This is a genomic window from Pseudomonas sp. MWU347 (assembly GCF_017947305.1).
Lineage (GTDB): Bacteria > Pseudomonadota > Gammaproteobacteria > Pseudomonadales > Pseudomonadaceae > Aquipseudomonas > Aquipseudomonas putida_A.
In genome coordinates, this window is the sequence record NZ_JAFGZB010000009.1 from 157,498 (window position 1) to 176,431 (window position 18,934).

Here is an 18,934-nt window from a genome sequence, read left to right on the forward strand (position 1 = left end):
CGGCCTCTTCGCGAGCAAGCCCGCTCCCACAGGGGAAATGCATTCCAAATGTGGGAGCGGGCTTGCTCGCGAAGAGGCCAGTTCAGACACCCTAGATGTAGAAACTAACTACCACTCTCGGTGCGGCGACTACTCACCTCAGCCGGCACATCATCCCCCGCCATGCGCTTGCGGAACAAAGCCGCCCGCGCCAGCAGCAACGTAGTCACCGGTACGGTAATCGCCAGCAGAATCGGAATCAGCCAGGCATGCATCACCGGCCCGGACTTGAGTGCAGAAAAACAGATGATCGAAGCCAGTGCGACACACCACGCGCCCAGTGTCGAGGCCAGCGCCGGCGGGTGCATGCGCTGAAAATAATCCTTCATGCGCAGCAATCCGGTCGCGCCAATCAGCGCAAACACCCCGCTGAGCACCAGCAGGATCGCCACCGGAATCTCCACCCACAGCGACAATTCAGCATTCATTCGATCACCTCGCCACGCAGCAGGAATTTCGCCAGGGCAAACGAGCCGACGAAGCCGAACAGCGCGATCAGCAGCGCCGCCTCGAAGTAAGTGTCACTGGAATAACGAATGCCCAGGGTCAGCATCATCAGCATGGCGACGATGTACAGGTAATCCAGAGCGAGTACCCGATCCTGTGCCGACGGCCCCTTGAACAGGCGAATCAAGGTCAGGACCATTGCCAGCGAGAACAGGAACAGCGTCAGCAGAATCGCATTCGACAGCAGCGGACTCATTCGAAAATCTCCATCAACGGCTGCTCGTAGGCAGTCTTGAAGTGGTGGATGAAGTGCGCCTCGTCATCCAGATCCCAAACATGCAGCAGCAGAATGCTGCGATCCAGCGCCAGCTCCGACCACACGGTGCCGGGCACCACGGTGCAAATCATCGCCAGAGCGGCCAGACCGTGGGCGTCGCGCAGGTCCAGCGGGACTTTGACGAAGCGCGAACGCGGCGGTCGGCGACCGGCATTGAGCACGCCCCAGGCGACGATCAGATTGGAGAGGATCACGTCACGACCGACCATCACGAACAGGCGCAAAATCGTCAGCGGACGGCGGATGCGCACCTGTTTCGGGCGCAGCTTGCGCATCATCAATGGTGCGGCGAACCCGAGGATTGCACCGAGCAGCAGGTTGCCCGGGCTGACGGAGAGGTTCAGCGTCAGCCACAAAACCCACAACGCCAGTGACAGCAACGGTGCCGGAAATACGCGCTTCATGGCTGCACCTCCAGCATCGCCGCTTTGGCTTCAGGGCTGGGAACGGCGCGGGTGCCGAGCACTGCCATCACGTATTGCTGCGGGTTGTTCAGCGCGGCGGCGGTGGCCTGGGTGTAACGCAGCAGCGGTTCGGCCTTGAAGGTCAGCGCGATGCTCAGCCCCAGCAACAGGAAGATCGGTGCGCATTCAAGCTTGCGCAGCAGCGGCGACGGGCGCTCCTCGGGCGTCCAGAAACGCTGGATGCCCATGCGCGCGAATGCCATCAACGAGGCCAGTCCGGAGAGGATCAGCAGCGCCAGCAACGCCCATGCAGCGTTCGAGATCGGTGCCTCGCCGCCCAGCCCCAGCGGATTGAGCAGCGCACCGATCAGGTTGAGCTTGCCGATGAATCCGGACAGCGGCGGCATGCCGATGATCAGCAGCGCGCAGGCAATGAAACTCAAGCCGAGAAACGCCATGGTCCACGGGATGACCTGACCGACCACGGCTTTCTGCTCGTCGTCGAGGTTGATGCCCTTGGGCGGTTGCAGCGATTCCTGCGGACGCGGCAGCAACTCGCTTTCGTCCTCCAGCGGGATTTCGTTGGCCGACCGCGAACGCTCGATCAGCTCGGCCAGCAGGAACAGCGCACTCAGTGCCAGGGTCGAGCTGACCAGATAGAACAGCGCTGCGCCGATCAGGTTTGGCTGGGCGAAACCCACCGCCGACAACAGAATCCCCGCCGACACCAGAATGCTCAGGCTGGCCATGCGCTCCAGGCGTTGCGCGGCGAGAATCGCCAGCGCCGCGCAGGCGATGGTCGCCATGCCGCCGTAGATCAGCCAGTCGCCACCGAAGAACGCCGAGGCCCCGGCCTGACTGGAAAACAGCAGCGTCCACAGGCGCAGCAGGGTGTAGACGCCGACCTTGGTCATGATCGCGAACATCGCCGCCACCGGCGCACTGGCCGAGGAGTAGGCCGGCACCAGCCAGAAGTTCAGTGGCCACATGCCGGCCTTGGCCAGGAATGCCACCGCAAGAATCCCCGCGCCGGCGTGCAGCAAGCCGCGGTCGGCTTCCGGCACCAGCGGAATCTTCAGCGCCAGATCGGCCATGTTCAGGGTGCCGGTGACGCCATAGATCAGCGCCGCGCCAATCAGGAACAGCGACGAGGCCAGCAGGTTGATCGAGATGTAATGTAGGCCCGACGACACCCGCGCCCGACCCGAGCCGTGCAGCAACAGGCCATACGAGGCGGCGAGCAGCACCTCGAAGAACACGAACAGGTTGAACAGGTCGGCGGTGAGGAAGGCCCCATACAGGCCCATCAGCTGAATCTGGAACAAAGCGTGGAAGCTCGATCCCGCGCCGTCCCAACGCGCCATGGCGAACAACAGGGCGCTGACGCCGATGATCCCGGTCAACACCAGCATCAAGGCCGAGAGGCGATCAACCACCAGCACGATGCCGAACGGCGCCTGCCAGTTGCCCGGCAGGTACACGCCGATGGAACCGGGCACGCCGGTGGTTTGCGTCCACTGCAGCAGCATCACCGAAATGAACAAGCCGACGAGGCTGGAGAACAGATTGATTTTCGCCTTCAGCGGCCGATGCTTCTCGCCGAGCATCAACATGATGGCGGCGGTCAGCAGCGGCAGCAGGATCGGTGCGGCGATCAGGTGAGTCATCGCCATCATTCCTTGGGCTCCCGGCCGTCGACGTGGTCGGTGCCGGTCAGGCCCCGCGACGCCAGCAGCACCACCAGGAACAGCGCGGTCATGGCGAAGCTGATGACGATCGCGGTCAGCACCAGTGCCTGCGGCAGCGGATCGGTGTAGTGCAGCAAATCCTGTGTCACGCCGTCCTTGATCACCGGTTCTTTACCGATGAACAGGCTGCCCATGCTGAAGATGAACAGGTTGACCGCGTAGGACAGCAGGCACAGGCCCATGACCACCTGAAATGTCCGTGGCCGCAGCACCAGCCAGACCCCGGAGGCGGCGAGCACGCCGATGGCGATTGCGATGACTTCTTCCATCAGACGGCTCCTTTGCTGGCGACGGACTTGGGCAGCGACGCGGTCTTGTGACCACGCACCGATTGGTGGGCGAGGGCGGTGAGGATCAGCAGCGTCGAGCCCACGACCACGGCGTACACGCCGATATCGAAGAACAGCGCACTGGCGATATGGATCTCGCCCAGCAGCGGCAATGCGAAATGCCAGGTGTGGGTGGTCAGGAACGGATAGCCGACCGCCATCGCCCCGAGACCGGTGGCGGTGGCAAACAGCAGGCCGGTGCCCATCCAGCGCAGCGGTCGCAGGCTCATTTGCGCTTCGACCCACTGCGTGCCGGCGACCATGTATTGCAGGATGAACGCCACCGACATCACCAGTCCGGCGACGAAACCGCCGCCCGGCTGGTTGTGACCGCGCATGAACAGGTAGCACGACACCACCAGCGCAATCGGCAGCAACAGGCGCACCAGCACCGCCGGCACCATCATGAAGCCGAGCGCGGTGTCGCTGGCGCTGCGCGGGTTGACCAGATCGGTGACCACGTCCGGCGCGAGCAGACGTTGCTGGGCCGGCAACTGCAGGCTTTCTTTCGGCGGGCGGAAGCGGCGCAGCAGGGCGAACACGGTCAGCGCCACGGCCACCAGCACGGTGATTTCACCGAGGGTATCGAAGCCGCGGAAGTCCACCAGCATCACGTTGACCACGTTGCTGCCACCGCCCTCGGGCATGGCCCGGCTGAGGTAGAACGAGGAAATGTCGTTGGGCGTCTGCCGGGTCAGCATCGCGTAGGACAGCAGCGCCATGCCGGCGCCGACGGCAATCGACAGCAGCAAGTCGCGCAAGCGCCGCACCCGGGCCTTGCGCAGGCTCGATGGTAGTGGCGAGACTTCTTCAATCCGTCGCGGAAGCCAGCGCAGGCCGAGCAGGATCAGCACCGTGGTCACCACTTCCACCGCCAATTGCGTCAGGGCCAGATCCGGCGCCGAGAACCAGACGAAGGTCACGCAGGTCATCAACCCGCAGACGCTGACCATGGTCAGGGCGGCGAGACGGTGATACTTGGCCTGCCATGCGGCGCCGAGGGCGCAAGCGATTGCCAGCAGCCACAGGGTGACGAACACGATCGAACCCGGAATCTTCGGCCGGTCGCCCCAGCTCAGGCTGCTGTGCAACATCGGGATCAGGCCGGCGAGCACCGCCGCCAGGACCATCAGGAACAGTTGCATTTGCAGGCGGCGGGTGCCGAGTCGGCGTTCTACCCGACGGGCCATGCGCATCATGATCACCAGACTGCGTTCGAACAGGCGCTTGCCGTTGGAACGGCCCACCAGCGGCGGGTATTTGAAGCGGCCACGCTTGAGCTGGTTGCGCAACAGCAGATAGACCACGATGCCGCCGGACATGGCGATCAGGCTCATGATCATCGGTGCATTCAGACCGTGCCAGATCGCCAGGCTGTACTCCGGCAGCGTGCCACCCACCACCGGCAGCGCGGCGGCCGCGAGCAGCGGGCCGACCACTTGGGCCGGGAAGATCCCGACGACCAGACAGGTGAACACCAGCAGCTCGACTGGCGCGCGCATCCAGCGCGGCGGTTCATGCGGGGTGTGCGGCAGATCGGTAGCGGTAGGGCCGAAAAACACGTCGACGGTAAAGCGCAGCGAGTAGGCGACGCTGAAGGTACCGGCAATGGTCGCGACAATCGGCAACGCTGCTTCGACCCACGCGGTGGCGTTGATGAACACGGTTTCGGCGAAGAACATTTCTTTCGACAGGAAGCCGTTGAGCAGCGGTACGCCGGCCATCGACGCGCTGGCAACCATGGCCAATGTCGCGGTGAACGGAATCAGTTTGATCAGGCCGCTGAGTTTGCGGATGTCACGGGTGCCGCTTTCGTGGTCGATGATCCCGGCGGCCATGAACAGCGAAGCCTTGAAGGTCGCGTGGTTGAGAATGTGGAACACCGCAGCGACCGCTGCCAGCGGGCTGTTCAGGCCGAGCAGCAGGGTGATCAGGCCCAGATGGCTGATGGTCGAGTAGGCCAGCAGGCCCTTGAGATCGTTCTGGAACATCGCGCAGTAGGCGCCGAGCAACAGCGTACACGCGCCGGCGCCGCTGACGATGTAGAACCATTCTTCACTGCCGGACAGCGACGGCCACAGGCGTGCGAGCAGAAATACCCCGGCCTTGACCATGGTCGCCGAGTGCAGATAAGCCGAAACCGGGGTGGGCGCCGCCATGGCGTGCGGCAGCCAGAAGTGGAAAGGGAACTGAGCGCTTTTGCTGAGGGCGCCGATAAGGATGAGGGGAAGCAGGATAGGGTAGAGGGCATGTGCGCGAATCTGATCGCCGGCGGCCAGGACCTTGTCCAGGTCATAGCTGCCGACGACATGGCCGAGGATCATGACCCCCGCCAGCAGGCATAGTCCCCCGGCACCGGTGACCATCAGCGCCATGTAAGCGCCCCGCCGGGCATCGGAGCGGTGGTGCCAGTAGCCGATCAACAGGAACGAGAAGAGGCTGGTCAGCTCCCAGAAGAACACGATCTGGATCAGGTTGCCGGAGATCACCAGCCCGAGCATGGCGCCCATGAACGCCAGGAAAAAGGCGAAGAAGCGCGGCACCGGGTCGTCCGGCGACATGTAATAACGCGCATATAAGGAGACGAGTGCGCCGATGCCCAGCACCAGCAGCGAGAACAGCCAGGCGAAGCCGTCCATGCGCAGGACGAAATTCAAACCGAGGCTGGGCAGCCACATGAATTCTTCGCGGATCACCCCGCCGTGGGCGATTTGCGGGTACAACAGCGCGACCTGCACGGTGCCGATCAGAGCGACCAGACCTGCCAACAGGGATTCGGTATTACGCGCGTTGTGTGGCAGCACCGCTGCCAGACAGCTGCCAATGAATGGCAGAAGCAGTAGAACTATCAGGGACATAGGCTTCTAATCTGCGGAAGTTTGTGAAGCATCATACGTGCCAGCTCCCTGATTACCAAACGCCAGGATGTCTCAGAATCCTACAAAGTAGTCTGAAAAATTTGGTTTGGCATTGTTTCAGGGGGAGGGATGTTGTGACGGATGGCCCTTTCGCGAGCAAGCCCGCTCCCACATTTGAAACACATTCCAATGTGGGAGCGGGCTTGCTCGCGAAGGCGATGGATCAGGCACTAAAGATATTGCGGATTAACCTTGGGTCTCCCGCTCCAGCTCAGCGTCTACTTCGTCAACCTTACCCTTGGTCTTCAACTCGCTGACAATCACCGCCGCCACAATCAACCCCGCACCCACCAGCGCAATCGCCGGCAAGCGCTCCCCGGCGATTCGCCCGACGATCCCGGCCCAGACCGGTTCACCGGCGTAGATCAACGTCGCCCGGGTCGGCGAAACGCTTTTCTGCGCCCAGTTCATCGCCACCTGAATCGCCGCACTCGCCGCGCCGAGTCCCAGCGCGGTCACCAGCAAGGTCCAGGAAAAATCCGGAAGCGCTTCACCGGTTGGCACCACCAACAGAAACGACAGCACCGAGGTCGCCGCCAGTTGCACCACGGTCACCCGGCGTACATCGACTTGACCGGCATAGGTGCTGATCAGAATGATCTCGGCGGCAATCGCGATGGCACTGATCAGGGTGGCAATTTCGCCGGGGCTGAAATTCAACGACGCCCCGGACGGCCCGGACAACAGCATCAGACCGGTAAACGCCAGCATGATGCCAATGCTTGGCATCAACCCCGGACGACGGCCCAGCACCAGCCATTGCAACAACGGCACGAAGGGCACGTACAGCGCGGTGATGAATGCCGACTGACTGCTCGGGATCGTTTGCAGACCAACCGTCTGCAAGCCGTAACCGAGCATGATCGCCACGCCGATGAACGATCCGGCCTTGAGCTCGAACAGGGTCAGTTCACGCAAGTGGCGCCAGGAGAACAGCGCAACAATGGCGGCCGCAGCGGCAAAGCGCAGGCCGACAAAGAACATCGGCCCACTGACGGTCATGGCGTGTTGCACCAGCAGGAACGTGCCGCCCCAGACCATGGTGATCAGCACCAGCACGCACTCGGCCTTGCTGAAACGGGAGAAGCGAAGCGGCGTGGGGGAGCTGTTCACTGACGTCATGTCCTTGCGCACTATAAAAGGCAGGACGCACAATGCGCCCAACGTTGCGCAGTATACTGCCCAACCCCACCGAGTGAGCAATATAGTGCACAAAGATTCCAGCCAACGGGCGTCCGTCCTGCAACACGTCAGTCACAACGTCCGGCGCCTGCGCCACGCTGCCGACATGAGCCAGACCGCGCTGGCGGAAAAGTCCGGCGTCAGTCGGCGCATGCTGGTGGCGATCGAGGCCGGGGAAAAGAATGTCAGCCTGACCACCCTTGATCGCGTTGCCGAAGCGCTCGACGTGGCCTTCAGCGACCTGATCCAGGCCCCCGACGCACGCGATACCAGCCGCATCAACGAGGTGGCGTGGGCCGGGGTGATTCCCGGGAGCAAAGCGGTACTGCTATCCAAGGCCACCGCCACCCGTGAAGTCGAACAGTGGGAATGGTGTCTGCAACCGGGGGAGGTCTATCCGTCGCAACCCGACGCCGATGGCTGGAGCGAGCAGATTTATGTGTTCGAAGGTTGCCTGACGCTAACGGTGGGTGATGTGACCAATACCATTGCGAGCGGCGAGTTTTTCATGTTTGCCAGCAACCAGCCCCATGGCTATCGCAATGACGGGCCGGTGGCGGTGCGCTTTGTGCGCAATGTGGTGATTTGAATGAGTCAGAACGCAGACATCCTGATCATCGGCGGTGGCCTCAGCGGCACGATGCTGGCCGTGCAATTGCTGCGACTGCCCGGCCAGCGTCGGATCCTGATCATCGAACCGCGCGCCGAACTCGGTCGCGGTGAAGCTTACAGCGCCGTTGAACTGGGCCACACGCTCAACGGCAATGCGGCGCGCATGAGTGTCGACCCCGATAACCCCGATGATCTGACTCAATGGCTGACCGCGCACATCGCTGCCGGTGGCTGGCCGGAATCTGCCGAGCAGAATGTGCCAATCAGTGAGCTGTTCCCTCCACGCGGGCTGTTTGGCGTGTATGTGCAGCAGCGTCTGGCCGAGGCGCGCGTCGTTGGTGCGCAGCATGGTTCGACCGTCGAGCACGTTCGCGCTGAAGTCGTCGATCTGCAAACTGATGCGGATTCGGTGCAAATGAGCTTGAGCAATGGGCAGACTCTGCGCGGCGCCTATGCCGTGCTCGCTACGGGCATGTTCCCCGCCGCGCGCACGCCGCAGAAAGAGTCCAGCGGCCTGAACGCCGCAGCGCTTGATCCGTGGGATGTCGCCGCCATGCGTCAGCTCGATCCGCAGTCGACTGTGCTGATCATCGGCTCCGGCCTGACCATGGTCGATGCCGTGGTTTCACTGGAGCAGGCCGGTCATCGCGGGCCGATCGAAGTGTTTTCCCGTCACGGACTGTTGCCCCATGTGCGTCGGCAACCGCCGGCGTGGGTGGATTTTCTTGCCGAAGATCAGAGCATTCGCACACCTCGACAGTTGTTGCGCGAGCTGCGCAGGCATTGCCGCGAGGCGATCGCTCAGGGCATCGATTGGCAGGCGCCGCTGGACACGGTGCGGGCCCATATCGGACGGCTGTGGAGTCAGGCGACTGACGTGCAGCGTCGACAATTCGTACGCCATGTGCGGCCGTGGTGGGAGAGTCATCATCACCGGTCGCCGCCGCTGAGTGCAGCATTGGTTGAGCGCTTGCACAACGAAGGACGGTTGCGGATTCAGGCGGCGTCGTTCAAAGGGCTTGAGCCGATGACGGGCGAGGGTGTGAGCATTCGAATTCGGCGTCGCGGCGAGGCGCAAACTTGTGTGGTGCAAGGTGCAGCGCTGATCAATTCCAGTGGCATCGAGTACGACTGGCGCCGCGTCGCGCGCCCGCTGCCGCAGCAGTTGCTGGCGCATGGGCTGGTGCGTCCGGGGCCGTTGGCGTTGGGGATTGCAGCGGCGGTGGACGGTGCGGTGCTGGATGCTGAAGGGCAGGCCGGTGGCCGACTGTTCGCGATGGGGCCACCATTGCGCGGGATGTGGTGGGAGAGCACTGCGGTGACGGATGTGGCATTGCAGGCGAAGGCGCTGGCGGCGCGGCTGGTGGAATGAAAGCAGACCGGCTTGCACAGATCCCTGTAGGAGTGAGCCTGCTCGCGATAGCGGTGGGTCTTTCACCTCATTGCTGAAGGGGCTGACGCTATCGCGAGCAGGCTCACTCCTACAGTTGAACGGGGCAGCTCAGTCATCTCGGAAGTGCATTCATCAGCCAGCGTTGGCGAATCTGCTCCAGGCGCCCGTCGGCGCGCAAGGTTTCCAGCGCCTGTTGCCAGCGTTTGACCTGACCCGGATCGGTCTGCAGCGAAAAGGCGATGTAGGTGTCCTGTTTCATCAGCGACATCTGATATTGCAAGCGTCCCGGTTCCATGCCCTGGGTGCGGGCGAGCGCGGCGGTGGACAGGGTGTCGGAGACCACGAAATCGGTCCGGCCTAGGCTGAACAGACGCATCATCTGTTCCGGGGTTTCGACACCGTCGAGGTTCTTCAGATTTTGCTGCTGAAGGTAGCTGTAGATCAGCCATTTGCGCGGCACGCTGATACGACCGGCCTGATCCGCCTGCTGCAGGGTTTTTACCGGCGGCTGGTTGTTGGCATGGGCGTAGAGCGCGGTTTCGACTTCGATCAGCGGCCCGACCCATTGATAGCGGTCATCGCGCTCATCAGTACGCAGGACGGTAAATACGCCGGTGTTGGCTGTTTCGCTGGCCGTGCGCAAGGCTCGCAGCAAGGGGACTTGCTGCAGGTCGATCCGGTCACCGGTTTGCTCTGCCAGCGCGCGCACCACGTCGACGCCGTAACCCTCCAGGTGATCGCCTTGCTGAAAGTGCAGGGGGCGATGGTTGTCGGTGAGCAGTTGCAGATCTGCTGCATCGGCTGCCAGGGCCAGGAGTGACAGCAGACACGCGGCAATCCGTTTCATGAATCGTCCCTGAAAAATTGAGCGCGAAGCTTAGTACGGGCCGGGGATGGCTGTCGTGCGGAATGTACGGGGCTTTTGTGTCAGAAACAAAGGCTGATTGGCAGCATCGGCGCACGCAGAAACATTGTGGTGTGCCTGGCATTTGTGGCTGGCACACAACCTGTGGGAGCGAGCCTGCTCGCGAAAACGGTGGATCAGTCAACATCTGAAGTGGCTGATCTGGCCTATTCGCGAGCAAGCTCGCTCCCACTCTGGTTTTGTTGTGCCTGCATGGGGGGCAGGCACAGGGGGATGCGGTGGCGGGAGAGTTACGCCACCACGCGATAGCACGGCACATACGCCGCGCCGCCCGGCAGTTTCATCCGGTGCTGGGCGACGAAGGCTTTGAGCAGCGCGTCGAGCGGTTGCATGATCGCCGCGTCACCACGGATCTGGTACGGCCCGTGTTCTTCGATCAAACGGATGCCCTTGTCCTTGACGTTGCCGGCGACGATCCCGGAGAACGCGCGGCGCAGGTTGGCGGCCAGTTCGTGGGGCGGCTGGTCGCGGTGCAGCTTGAGGTTGGCCATGTTCTCGTGGGTCGGATCGAACGGACGCTGGAAGCTTTCGTCGATCTTCAGCAGCCAGTTGAAGTGGAACGCGTCGTTGCGCTCGCGGCGGAACTGCTTCACCGCTTTGAGGCCGGCAGTCATCTGCCGCGCGACTTCGGCCGGGTCGTCGATGATGATCTCGTAGTGCTGCTTCGCCGCATCGCCGAGGGTGGCGGTGACGAAGGCATCAAGTTGCTCCAGATACGGCGCGGCATGTTTCGGCCCGGTCAGGATCACCGGGAACGGCAGGCCGGCGTTGTCCGGGTGCATCAGGATGCCCAGCAGGTAAAGGAACTCTTCGGCGGTGCCGGCGCCGCCCGGGAAGATGATGATGCCGTGGCCGACACGCACGAACGCTTCCAGACGTTTTTCGATGTCCGGCAGGATCACCAGTTCGTTGACGATCGGGTTCGGCGCTTCGGCGGCGATGATCCCCGGCTCGGTCAGGCCAAGGTAGCGCCCGCCATGGATGCGCTGCTTGGCGTGGGCAATGGTCGCGCCCTTCATCGGGCCTTTCATCACGCCGGGGCCGCAACCGGTGCAGATGTCGAGGCTGCGCAAGCCCAGTTCGTGGCCGACTTTCTTGGTGTATTTGTATTCTTCGGTGTTGATCGAGTGACCGCCCCAGCACACGACGATTTTCGGCTCCACACCCGGACGCAGGGTGCGCGCGTTGCGCAGCAGGTGGAACACGTAGTCGCTGATGCCTTGCGAGGTGCTGAGGTCGATGCGTTGGCTGTCGAGTTCGTTTTCGGTGTAGACGATGTCACGCAGGGCGCTGAACAGCATTTCCCGGGTGCTGGCGATCATTTCGCCGTCGACGAACGCGTCGGCCGGGGCGTTCAGCAGTTCGAGGCGCACGCCGCGATCCTGCTGGTGAATGCGGATTTCGAAGTCCTTGTAGGCTTCGAGGATGGTCTTGGCGTTGTCGACATGCGCGCCGGTATTGAGGATGGCCAGGGCGCACTGGCGGAAGAGGGTGTAGGTGCTGCCGGATCCGGCTTCGCTCAGTTGCTGAACTTCACGTTGAGAAAGGGTTTCCAGGCTGCCTTTCGGGCTGACCGAGGCGTTGATTACGTGTCGTTGGGTCATGCAATGATCCTTAAAACGATGTCATTCCAATGGCAGGCAAATGGCATCCGAATAGTGTGTATCCATGAATGAAGATGGCACGATCTGCGCTGTACCGCCATGTCCCCGTTGGACGCTGAAAAGTTGAAAAGGGCCCCCAGCATAGCTAAATCCCCGAGAGAGGCGATAATGCGCAGCGAGTTTTTTCCGTTGCCCTTTTTATCGCTCAAGGAAGTCATGCCTGATGTTCGAGATCCAGCCGATGGACCCAGCAACGTTTCGCCAGCAGACCCGCCGCAGCACGTTGATCATTGCCGTGCTGTTCCTGGTGCTGGCGATGGTGCTTTCGACGGCCGCGGTGGCACTGTTCGGCGAGCCTGGCGGCGATAACCTGCGGTTCAATGTCGGCGGGGTGTTCGTGGCTTTCCTGCTGACAGCGGCGCTGATGCGCGGGCAGTTCTGGCAGCAGGCGTGGATGGCCCCGGCGGTCTATAGCTGGCGGCTCAAGCGCAGCCTGATGAGCGTGACCAACGTGATGCATCAGGTGACCGCTGCGGTGGAACAGAACGATCCGACCGCGATGAAGGTGCTGCGCTTCTATCATCTGGGGCTGACCCAGATGCACGAACTGGACGGTAACTCCAGCGATCATGCGCAGTTGCGCCGGGAAGTCGAAGCGCACAAAGAGCGGATGCAGGCGCTGGGTCTGGAGATCGACCAGAAGCGCCTGGATCCGGCCTGGCTGCAAGCCTTGAAACCCGCCGCTCGTTAAAACGGAATACGGCTGGCGCGGCGCAGTTTCCACGCGCGGGCCAGACGCCCGTAGACCAGCAGGTTGATCACCAGCACCACGCTGCCCAGCGCCAACTGGATCTGCGGCGTCAGCCCGGCGGGGTAGATGATCGGCCAAATGTAGTGCTCGATGAAGCCGCCGGCGTATTCGGTCTGCCCGGCGGCGTGGCGCATCAGGTTTTCCCAGTAGGTCAGCGGACAGGTCAGGTGCAACACCTCGACCGCCACGCCCCATGCAGCCGCCGGCAGATGCAGCCACATCAGGCGTGGCCACTTGAGCACCAGCAGCCCGCCGAACAGCACAAACAGAATGAATGACAGATGGAACAGCACCAGCCCGTCGGCTGCGATTCGGTACAGCATGTCGTCTCCCTGACGTGGTTGTGAAGGCCTCCATGGTACGCCGACAGCGACGCTGGGGCGCTGCGATTTAGCGCAAGTGCGCAAGATTGTTCAAGCCACGAAGGGGCATTTGCTGGCAGAGTCTGCGACCGTTTCCTCGGTTGAAGAGCGTTATGTCTGACTCACTTATGCCGCGCCGTGCGTTTCTTCGCGGCGCTGCGGCGATCATGCCGTTATCACTGGCGACGGCGCCGTGGGGGCTGCTGGCCGGCTCCATGGCGATCGAAGCCAATCTCACGCCGTTACAGGGGCAGGGCCTGTCGAGCATCGTGTTCGCAGGGGCCGCGCAACTGGTGGCGATCGGCATGCTCAAGGGCGGTGCCGGTATTTTCTCCATTCTGTTGACCACGCTGCTGCTGACCTCGCAGCACTTGCTGTACGGGATGAGCATGCGCCCGGTGATTTCGCCGCTGCCCGGACGCTGGCGCATCGGCCTGGGCTTTTTGCTCACCGATGAACTGTTCGCCCTGACCAGCCAGCATGACCGCCAGCAGTTCAACCGCTGGTACGCCTTGGGCGTCGGCCTGACGTTCTATATCGCCTGGAACCTCTTCACCCTGGCCGGCATCGTCCTGGGCAGCAGCATTCCGGGGCTCGAGCACCTGGGGCTGGACTTCTCGATTGCCGCCACCTTCATCGCGTTGATCACCCCGGTGGTGCGTAACGTGCCGACCGTGGTGTGCGTGGCGGTGTCACTGTTCTGCTCGGTGTTGTTCAGCTATTGGCAGTGGGGCTCGGCGCTGGTGTTGTCAGGGCTGGCCGGGATGACCGCAGGATTTGTCTGCAACAAGCTTTATCGGGGGCGCACATGATGGTCTGGGCAGTGATTTTCGGCATGGGGATTCTGGTGTTCCTCAACCGTTACGTGTTTCTCGAACCGCGCCTGCCGCTGCGCTTGAGCAGCAATGCTCGGCAGTTTCTCGGGTTTGCCGTACCGGGCATGCTCACGGCGATCTGCGGGCCGATCGTGTTCATGCCGGACAAACAGTTGAATTTACAGTGGGATAATCCGTATTTGCTGAGTTCGCTCGTAGCGATCGGGCTGGTGCTGTACACCCGCAATACCTTGCTCAGCATGCTCTTGAGCATGGCGTTTTTCTTTTTGCTGCGCTGGTGGTTGTAAGTTACCGGTAAAAAAACTGTTCTAAGCTGGTTGGATGACTATTTTTGACAAGGCGAGGTGCACATGACGACCGAGCAAAAGCGTCCAGATGAAGACGAACATGTAGACGATGAAGTAGACGAGCCCAGCGAAGAAGAAATCGAGCGTGAGAAACGCAAGGAACAGACGTGGAAGCACGACGATGGCAAGGAACTCACCGGGCCTGACGTGAAACTCTGACAACATGCAAGAAGCCCCGCAGCAGCGGGGCTTTTTGTTGTTCAGAGGTCTTCCAGGTGCGGGAAGTCCGGGTGTGACGCCCGATAGCCCAGAGTCTTGTCGATCCATGCATTGAGCTCGTTGACCATCACCGGCGGGTGACCGGGATAGCTTTCGAGCGTGGTGCGCAGGATGCGTTCGATGTCCGGCACTGAACGCAGGTTTCGGGTCTTGATGTAGTGGCCGATAAAACAGTCGAGTTGAAAGCGTTCTGTCATGGACAGATAAATACACTCCAGGCCGTTGGCCTGTTTGATTGCAAAATCGTCGCGCAACTTAGTTCTCTGCAAGGCTTGTTAAAGTTGTAGGGGATTCCTGGTTTTGCTGACTCTTTGGTCAACTGGTATGCCAAATGGAAATGCGGCGCGCATGCTATCCGTAGTGCATGTAAATGTATGTATGACGGTTGAAATGTCAGACAGGCGGTTAGTTCGCTCAAACGACTGTTTTTTCCGGGCTGTCTCAGCGATGAAACACCAGCTGTAAAGATCGAGTGTTACCTGTAATCACCTGCGGCAGCTCCTACAGGGTAAACGCGTGAGATCACGGATCTTTAAGCCACTTCGTCAATCAGTCCGGCACCCTGATTACGAGAATTGCCGACGGCTTTGCCGACTTTGTGCCAGGCAAATGCCTCGCTGGATTCACCTTCGAACAGCAGCATCTGTTCGGCACGTTCCGCCGGTGTTGCCGGGTCGAGCCACTCGGCAGCCAGCTCCGCGCGGAACACCACTGGTCTTCGATCATGGATATCGAGCATGCCTCCGACGCTGTCGGCGGTGATGATCACGAATCCATCGTCGTCCCGAGCATCGCTGCCGGGTGTTGGAAACTGTCCGATGGCGGCACAGAAAACCGGCCCGCGATCGGCACGACGGATCAGCCACGGCTGTCGGGTTTTATCCGGGCCGTCGACCCATTCGAACCAGTTGTCGATGGGCACGATCAGCCGATGACGCCAGATCGCCCGGAAGAATGGCCCATGGGCGACTTTCTCCACGCGGGCGTTGATTGGCGCCGCGCGGTCTTTGGCCCAGTGCGGGCGCCAGCCCCAGCGCAGGTTGTCGGCATACAGGCGTTGATCATGTTGATGGAGCACCGCGAGTGACGTGGTCGGCGCCGCGTTGTAGCGCTCCAGCGCAGCGTCGCCGACGTGATTGATCAGCGCATCGGGAATGCTCAGCACCGCGACAAAGTCGTGAATGCCGCGGTATTGCGAGAGTCTTCCGCACATGCGCCGAATCTCTGGGTGGACGCTTTCAGCATAGTTGGCTCTGGCCAATCAATCCTGCGCCTCCTGACCGGTGAACGTGTCGCGCCAGACCAGCCAGCGGCGTTCAAGCACCGCGAGCAAACCGTCGCTGAGTTTGCCGAGCAAGGCGAGCACGATAATCGCCGCCAGCACGATGTCTGGTCGCGAGGTTTCGCGGCCGTCGCTGAGCAGATAACCGAGGCCCTTGGTCGCGGCGATCAGCTCGGCGGCCACCAGAAACATCCACGCCAGACTCATGCCGCTGCGCAGTCCGGTGAACAGGCCGGGCAGGGCGGCGGGCAGCAGAATCCGCCGCACCAGTTGCCAGCGGCTGAAGCCATAGATGTGCCCGACCTCGACCAGTTTGCGATCGATGTTGCGAATCGCCGCGACCACGTTGACGTACACCGGAAAAAACGCGCCGATGGCGATCAGCACGATCTTCGAGGTTTCATCGATGCCCAGCCACAGCAGCAACAGCGGCACCCAGGCCAGACTCGGAATCGAACGCAGCGCGGCGAATGTCGGTTCCAGATAAGCCTCGGCCTCACGGCTCAGGCCGACCCAAGCGGCGAACACCAGCGCCAGGCTGGCGCCAATTGCAAAACCGAGCAACACCCGCAACAGGCTGGCGCTGATGTGTTTCCACAGGGCGCCTTCGGCGAGGTCGGTGAGGGTCAGGGCGATCTCGCTGGGCGCCGGCATCTGATAGGACGGCAGCCAGCCGAGACGCACGATGAACTCCAGTGCGATTACGATCAGCAGCGGCAGGGCCAGGCCTTTCAGGCGCCGTCGCCATGTCGGGTTGAGAGATGAAGGACGCGGCCTCGACAAGCTGCGAGGCGGCGCGGGCAGTTCGTTACTGCGAGTGCTCATACGTGGGCTCCGCTCACAGCGAATCCGCGTCGGGCGCGGATGGGCTGTGAGTCTGGTCGATTACTGGCGGGCGACGGCTTGCTGCACTCCGCTGTCGAGCAACTGATCGATGACTTGATCGACATTCACCCCACGCCGCACCAGTTCCTCGGAGACCAGAATCGGTGCCGCCGCCTTCGAGGCCTGCACATCGTTGGCGGTCAGTTGCGGACTGCTCAGGTCGGTGCGCGACAACTGTAGTTTGGCCACGTCCAGCGGCAGACCGGATTCCTTGGCGAGCAGCGCGGCGAACTCGTCGGGATTTTTCAGCGCCCAGTCCCGCGCCTGCTCGTAGGCTTTGATCACGGTGTCGATGGTTTGCGGATGCTCCTTGGCGTACTGCTCGGTGACGCTGACCACGCCGTAGCTGTTGAATGCCGGGTTGCGATACAGCAGACGTGAACCGGCCTGCACCTGGCTGGCGGCCATGTGCGGATCGAGTCCGGCCCAGGCGTCGACATCGCCTTTTTCCAGTGCGGTGCGACCGTCCGGATGTTGCAGGTGCACCAGTTCCACGTCGTCTTTCTTCAGCCCGGCCTGTTGCAGGCTGCGCAGGGTGAACAGGTACGGATCGGTGCCTTTGGTGGCGGCGATTTTCTTGCCCTTGAGGTCGGCGACGCTCTGGTACGGCGAATCCTTGCGCACTACCAGCGCGGTCCATTCGGCACGGCTGTAAACGTATACCGATTTGATCGGGCTGCCGTTGGCCCGGCTCAGCACTGCAGCGAGGCTGGCGCTGGAGGCGAAATCGACGCCACCGCTGTTCAGGTATTCCAGCGAACGGTTACTGCCTTGGCTCAGCACCCAACTGACTTTGGTCTGTGGCAGGGCCTTTTCGAGAAAACCGAAATGTTTGAGCACCAGACTCACAGGTGAGTAGTAGGCGTAATCCAGATGGACTTCCGCGGGCGGCGCTTCGGCGGCTTCGGCCAGCGGTTGCAGGCTCAATGCCATGGCGCTGGCGACCAGCAGCGTTTTGAGGCGGATAAACGGTAAGAACGATGTCATGGGGCGCTCCGGCAAAGGCACTGGTTGTTATGTCCAAAAATATATTTTTATCGGCTGCGTCCTGCATGAATGGAATATTGCAGGCTCTGTGCCATGTGCGTTTCGACCCATGTTTACGGGGTTTTCCCCGGTTTTAGCGCCTTTCAACTGTTGCTTGGGAAACATTGTGGCAATGCACTGTTGCGCAACGGACAGTGAGCATTCCGGGCGCTGAGCTTATGCCTTAATCGAATTTAAAATCGGTTTATCAACAGCGTTATGGTCTATGCAAAATCCCGTCGCAGGACCTCCCATGAAGCTCTCTCGTTTGCTCCGCAGCACACTGATGACCGCGTTATTCACCGCACCGCTTGCCCACGCCGCCGAGCCGTTGGTCCTGCATGTTGGTGACCAGAACTACTACAACATCCGCGCTTCGGTCGAAGCCTCCGGCGTTTTGAAAGACGCGCCTTACAGCGTCGACTGGAAGCATTTCCAGGCCGCCGCGCCACTGGCCGAGGCGTTGCAGACCGGCTCGCTGGATCTGGGCTTTCTTGGCGATTCGGGTTTTCTGTTTCTCGCCGCCAAACAGGCGCCGGTGAAACTGATCGGTGTGTCGCGGCAGAACCCGGACACTATCGCCTTGCTGGTGCCGAAAGATTCGCCGGTGAAAACCATCGCGGATCTGAAGGGCAAGAAAGTCGCCTACTGGCCCGGCGCCTGGAGCCAGCAACTGACCTTGCGCGCCCTGGAGCAGGGCGGTCTGCCGGAAAATTACGTCGACTTCGTCAAACTGATGCCGATTGATGCCGCGGCGGCATTGCCACAGGGCAGCATCGACGCTTTCCCGGTGTGGGAACCGTATATCTCCCAGCAAATCGTGTTCTCCGGTGCGCGGCCGATTCTCACCGCGAAAAACCTGATGCCGGGCCTCAGCGCGATTGCCGCGTCGGCGCCGTCGATCGACAGCAAACGCGCAGCGATCGCCGATTTTCTCGGGCGTTTGAAACAGGCGCGGGCCTGGGTCGACAGCCACACTGACGAATACGCGGACCTGTGGGCGAAGAAAGCCAATCTCGATCAGCAGGTTTCACGGCACTGGTTGCGTCAGGCGCACATGACTGTCGGGCCGGTGGATCAGCAGGCGGCGGTCGACCTGCAAGGCACCGCGGACTTCCTGTTCAAGGTCAAGGCACTGCCGGCGCCGCTGGCCACCGCCGGAATCATCGATACTTCATTTCAACAGGCACTGGCTGACTGAGCGAGCGCCGGAACCAAAGCCTGTGTA

General features: G+C 61.7%; 21 protein-coding genes. 7 read left to right on the forward strand and 14 right to left on the reverse strand.

The features are described 5' to 3' along the window. Nucleotides 1-104: 104 nt before the first annotated feature. The 7 genes from KCG87_RS19985 to KCG87_RS20015 form a co-directional block, all read right to left on the reverse strand. Entirely contained in the window at nucleotides 105-467 is a 363-nt protein-coding gene (locus KCG87_RS19985) for a Na+/H+ antiporter subunit G (RefSeq protein WP_027612967.1), read from the reverse strand. Beyond that, nucleotides 464-742, reverse strand: coding sequence for a K+/H+ antiporter subunit F (locus KCG87_RS19990; protein WP_003225959.1), 279 nt, complete (start codon nucleotides 740-742; stop codon nucleotides 464-466). Before KCG87_RS19990 ends, KCG87_RS19985 begins: the two co-directional genes overlap by 4 nt. Then, nucleotides 739-1,227: a Na+/H+ antiporter subunit E gene (locus tag KCG87_RS19995; protein ID WP_098964384.1), complete on the reverse strand. Its 489-nt coding sequence runs from the start codon at nucleotides 1,225-1,227 to the stop codon at nucleotides 739-741. Before KCG87_RS19995 ends, KCG87_RS19990 begins: the two co-directional genes overlap by 4 nt. Next, the gene (locus KCG87_RS20000) at nucleotides 1,224-2,903 is read right to left on the reverse strand and encodes a monovalent cation/H+ antiporter subunit D (protein ID WP_210558734.1); all 1,680 of its coding nucleotides are present in this window, start codon (nucleotides 2,901-2,903) and stop codon (nucleotides 1,224-1,226) included. Before KCG87_RS20000 ends, KCG87_RS19995 begins: the two co-directional genes overlap by 4 nt. Next, nucleotides 2,900-3,244, reverse strand: coding sequence for a Na+/H+ antiporter subunit C (locus KCG87_RS20005; protein ID WP_003225953.1), 345 nt, complete (start codon nucleotides 3,242-3,244; stop codon nucleotides 2,900-2,902). The genes KCG87_RS20000 and KCG87_RS20005 overlap by 4 nt, the downstream gene beginning before the upstream one ends. Further along, nucleotides 3,244-6,162, reverse strand: a complete 2,919-nt coding sequence (locus KCG87_RS20010; protein ID WP_210558735.1) for a monovalent cation/H+ antiporter subunit A — start codon at nucleotides 6,160-6,162, stop codon at nucleotides 3,244-3,246. The genes KCG87_RS20005 and KCG87_RS20010 overlap by 1 nt, the downstream gene beginning before the upstream one ends. A 246-nt stretch (nucleotides 6,163-6,408) precedes the next feature. Next, the gene (locus tag KCG87_RS20015; RefSeq protein ID WP_210558736.1) at nucleotides 6,409-7,344 is read right to left on the reverse strand and encodes a DMT family transporter; all 936 of its coding nucleotides are present in this window, start codon (nucleotides 7,342-7,344) and stop codon (nucleotides 6,409-6,411) included. Between the two features lie 85 nt (nucleotides 7,345-7,429). On the opposite strand from KCG87_RS20015, the gene KCG87_RS20020 reads away from it, so the two are divergent. Both KCG87_RS20020 and KCG87_RS20025 read left to right on the forward strand, forming a co-directional pair. Then, on the forward strand, nucleotides 7,430-7,993 hold the full coding sequence (locus KCG87_RS20020; protein ID WP_103368869.1) for an XRE family transcriptional regulator: 564 nt from the start codon (nucleotides 7,430-7,432) through the stop codon (nucleotides 7,991-7,993). Next, on the forward strand, nucleotides 7,994-9,388 hold the full coding sequence (locus tag KCG87_RS20025; RefSeq protein WP_210558737.1) for an FAD/NAD(P)-binding protein: 1,395 nt from the start codon (nucleotides 7,994-7,996) through the stop codon (nucleotides 9,386-9,388). It abuts the gene before it with no gap. Between the two features lie 133 nt (nucleotides 9,389-9,521). On the opposite strand, the gene KCG87_RS20030 is transcribed toward KCG87_RS20025, so the two are convergent. Together KCG87_RS20030 and ppnN are read right to left on the reverse strand one after the other, a co-directional pair. After that, a complete protein-coding gene (locus KCG87_RS20030; protein WP_210558738.1) occupies nucleotides 9,522-10,256 on the reverse strand; it encodes a transporter substrate-binding domain-containing protein in 735 nt (244 codons plus the stop codon). Between the two features lie 308 nt (nucleotides 10,257-10,564). After that, entirely contained in the window at nucleotides 10,565-11,938 is a 1,374-nt protein-coding gene (gene ppnN, locus KCG87_RS20035) for a nucleotide 5'-monophosphate nucleosidase PpnN (RefSeq protein WP_027612974.1), read from the reverse strand. 223 nt (nucleotides 11,939-12,161) lie between these two features. On the opposite strand from ppnN, the gene KCG87_RS20040 reads away from it, so the two are divergent. Further along, nucleotides 12,162-12,689, forward strand: a complete 528-nt coding sequence (locus KCG87_RS20040; RefSeq protein ID WP_134786673.1) for a DUF3087 domain-containing protein — start codon at nucleotides 12,162-12,164, stop codon at nucleotides 12,687-12,689. Here the strand turns inward: KCG87_RS20040 and KCG87_RS20045 are convergent. After that, entirely contained in the window at nucleotides 12,686-13,072 is a 387-nt protein-coding gene (locus KCG87_RS20045) for a DUF2784 domain-containing protein (RefSeq protein ID WP_027612976.1), read from the reverse strand. The genes KCG87_RS20040 and KCG87_RS20045 overlap by 4 nt on opposite strands. Nucleotides 13,073-13,224: 152 nt before the next feature. Here KCG87_RS20045 and KCG87_RS20050 point away from each other — a divergent pair, with 152 nt between their 5' ends. The 3 genes from KCG87_RS20050 (at nucleotide 13,225) to KCG87_RS20060 (ending at nucleotide 14,453) form a co-directional block, all read left to right on the forward strand. After that, nucleotides 13,225-13,923: an AzlC family ABC transporter permease gene (locus KCG87_RS20050; RefSeq protein WP_135296056.1), complete on the forward strand. Its 699-nt coding sequence runs from the start codon at nucleotides 13,225-13,227 to the stop codon at nucleotides 13,921-13,923. Beyond that, nucleotides 13,923-14,234 (forward strand): AzlD domain-containing protein, encoded by a 312-nt coding sequence (locus tag KCG87_RS20055; protein ID WP_166497451.1) that lies wholly within the window; start codon nucleotides 13,923-13,925, stop codon nucleotides 14,232-14,234. The genes KCG87_RS20050 and KCG87_RS20055 overlap by 1 nt, the downstream gene beginning before the upstream one ends. Before the next feature lie 63 nt (nucleotides 14,235-14,297). Next, nucleotides 14,298-14,453 carry a hypothetical protein gene (locus KCG87_RS20060; RefSeq protein WP_167734154.1) on the forward strand — a complete coding sequence of 52 codons (156 nt, stop codon included), beginning with the start codon at nucleotides 14,298-14,300 and terminating at the stop codon, nucleotides 14,451-14,453. Nucleotides 14,454-14,494: 41 nt separating this feature from the next. Here KCG87_RS20060 and KCG87_RS20065 read toward each other — a convergent pair whose 3' ends face one another. The 4 genes from KCG87_RS20065 to KCG87_RS20080 all read right to left on the reverse strand — a co-directional run bounded on the left by KCG87_RS20065 (nucleotide 14,495) and on the right by KCG87_RS20080 (nucleotide 17,667). Then, complete coding sequence (locus tag KCG87_RS20065; protein ID WP_097090314.1) at nucleotides 14,495-14,767, reverse strand: hypothetical protein; 273 nt, start codon at nucleotides 14,765-14,767, stop codon at nucleotides 14,495-14,497. A gap of 278 nt (nucleotides 14,768-15,045) precedes the next feature. Then, complete coding sequence (locus KCG87_RS20070; protein WP_135296055.1) at nucleotides 15,046-15,726, reverse strand: SOS response-associated peptidase family protein; 681 nt, start codon at nucleotides 15,724-15,726, stop codon at nucleotides 15,046-15,048. Nucleotides 15,727-15,774: 48 nt separating this feature from the next. Beyond that, entirely contained in the window at nucleotides 15,775-16,620 is an 846-nt protein-coding gene (locus KCG87_RS20075) for an ABC transporter permease (protein ID WP_134786671.1), read from the reverse strand. Nucleotides 16,621-16,680: 60 nt separating this feature from the next. Beyond that, complete coding sequence (locus KCG87_RS20080) at nucleotides 16,681-17,667, reverse strand: aliphatic sulfonate ABC transporter substrate-binding protein (protein WP_098964372.1); 987 nt, start codon at nucleotides 17,665-17,667, stop codon at nucleotides 16,681-16,683. Nucleotides 17,668-17,959: 292 nt separating this feature from the next. Here KCG87_RS20080 and KCG87_RS20085 point away from each other — a divergent pair, with 292 nt between their 5' ends. After that, nucleotides 17,960-18,907 (forward strand): ABC transporter substrate-binding protein, encoded by a 948-nt coding sequence (locus KCG87_RS20085; protein ID WP_210558739.1) that lies wholly within the window; start codon nucleotides 17,960-17,962, stop codon nucleotides 18,905-18,907. Nucleotides 18,908-18,934: the final 27 nt, after the last annotated feature.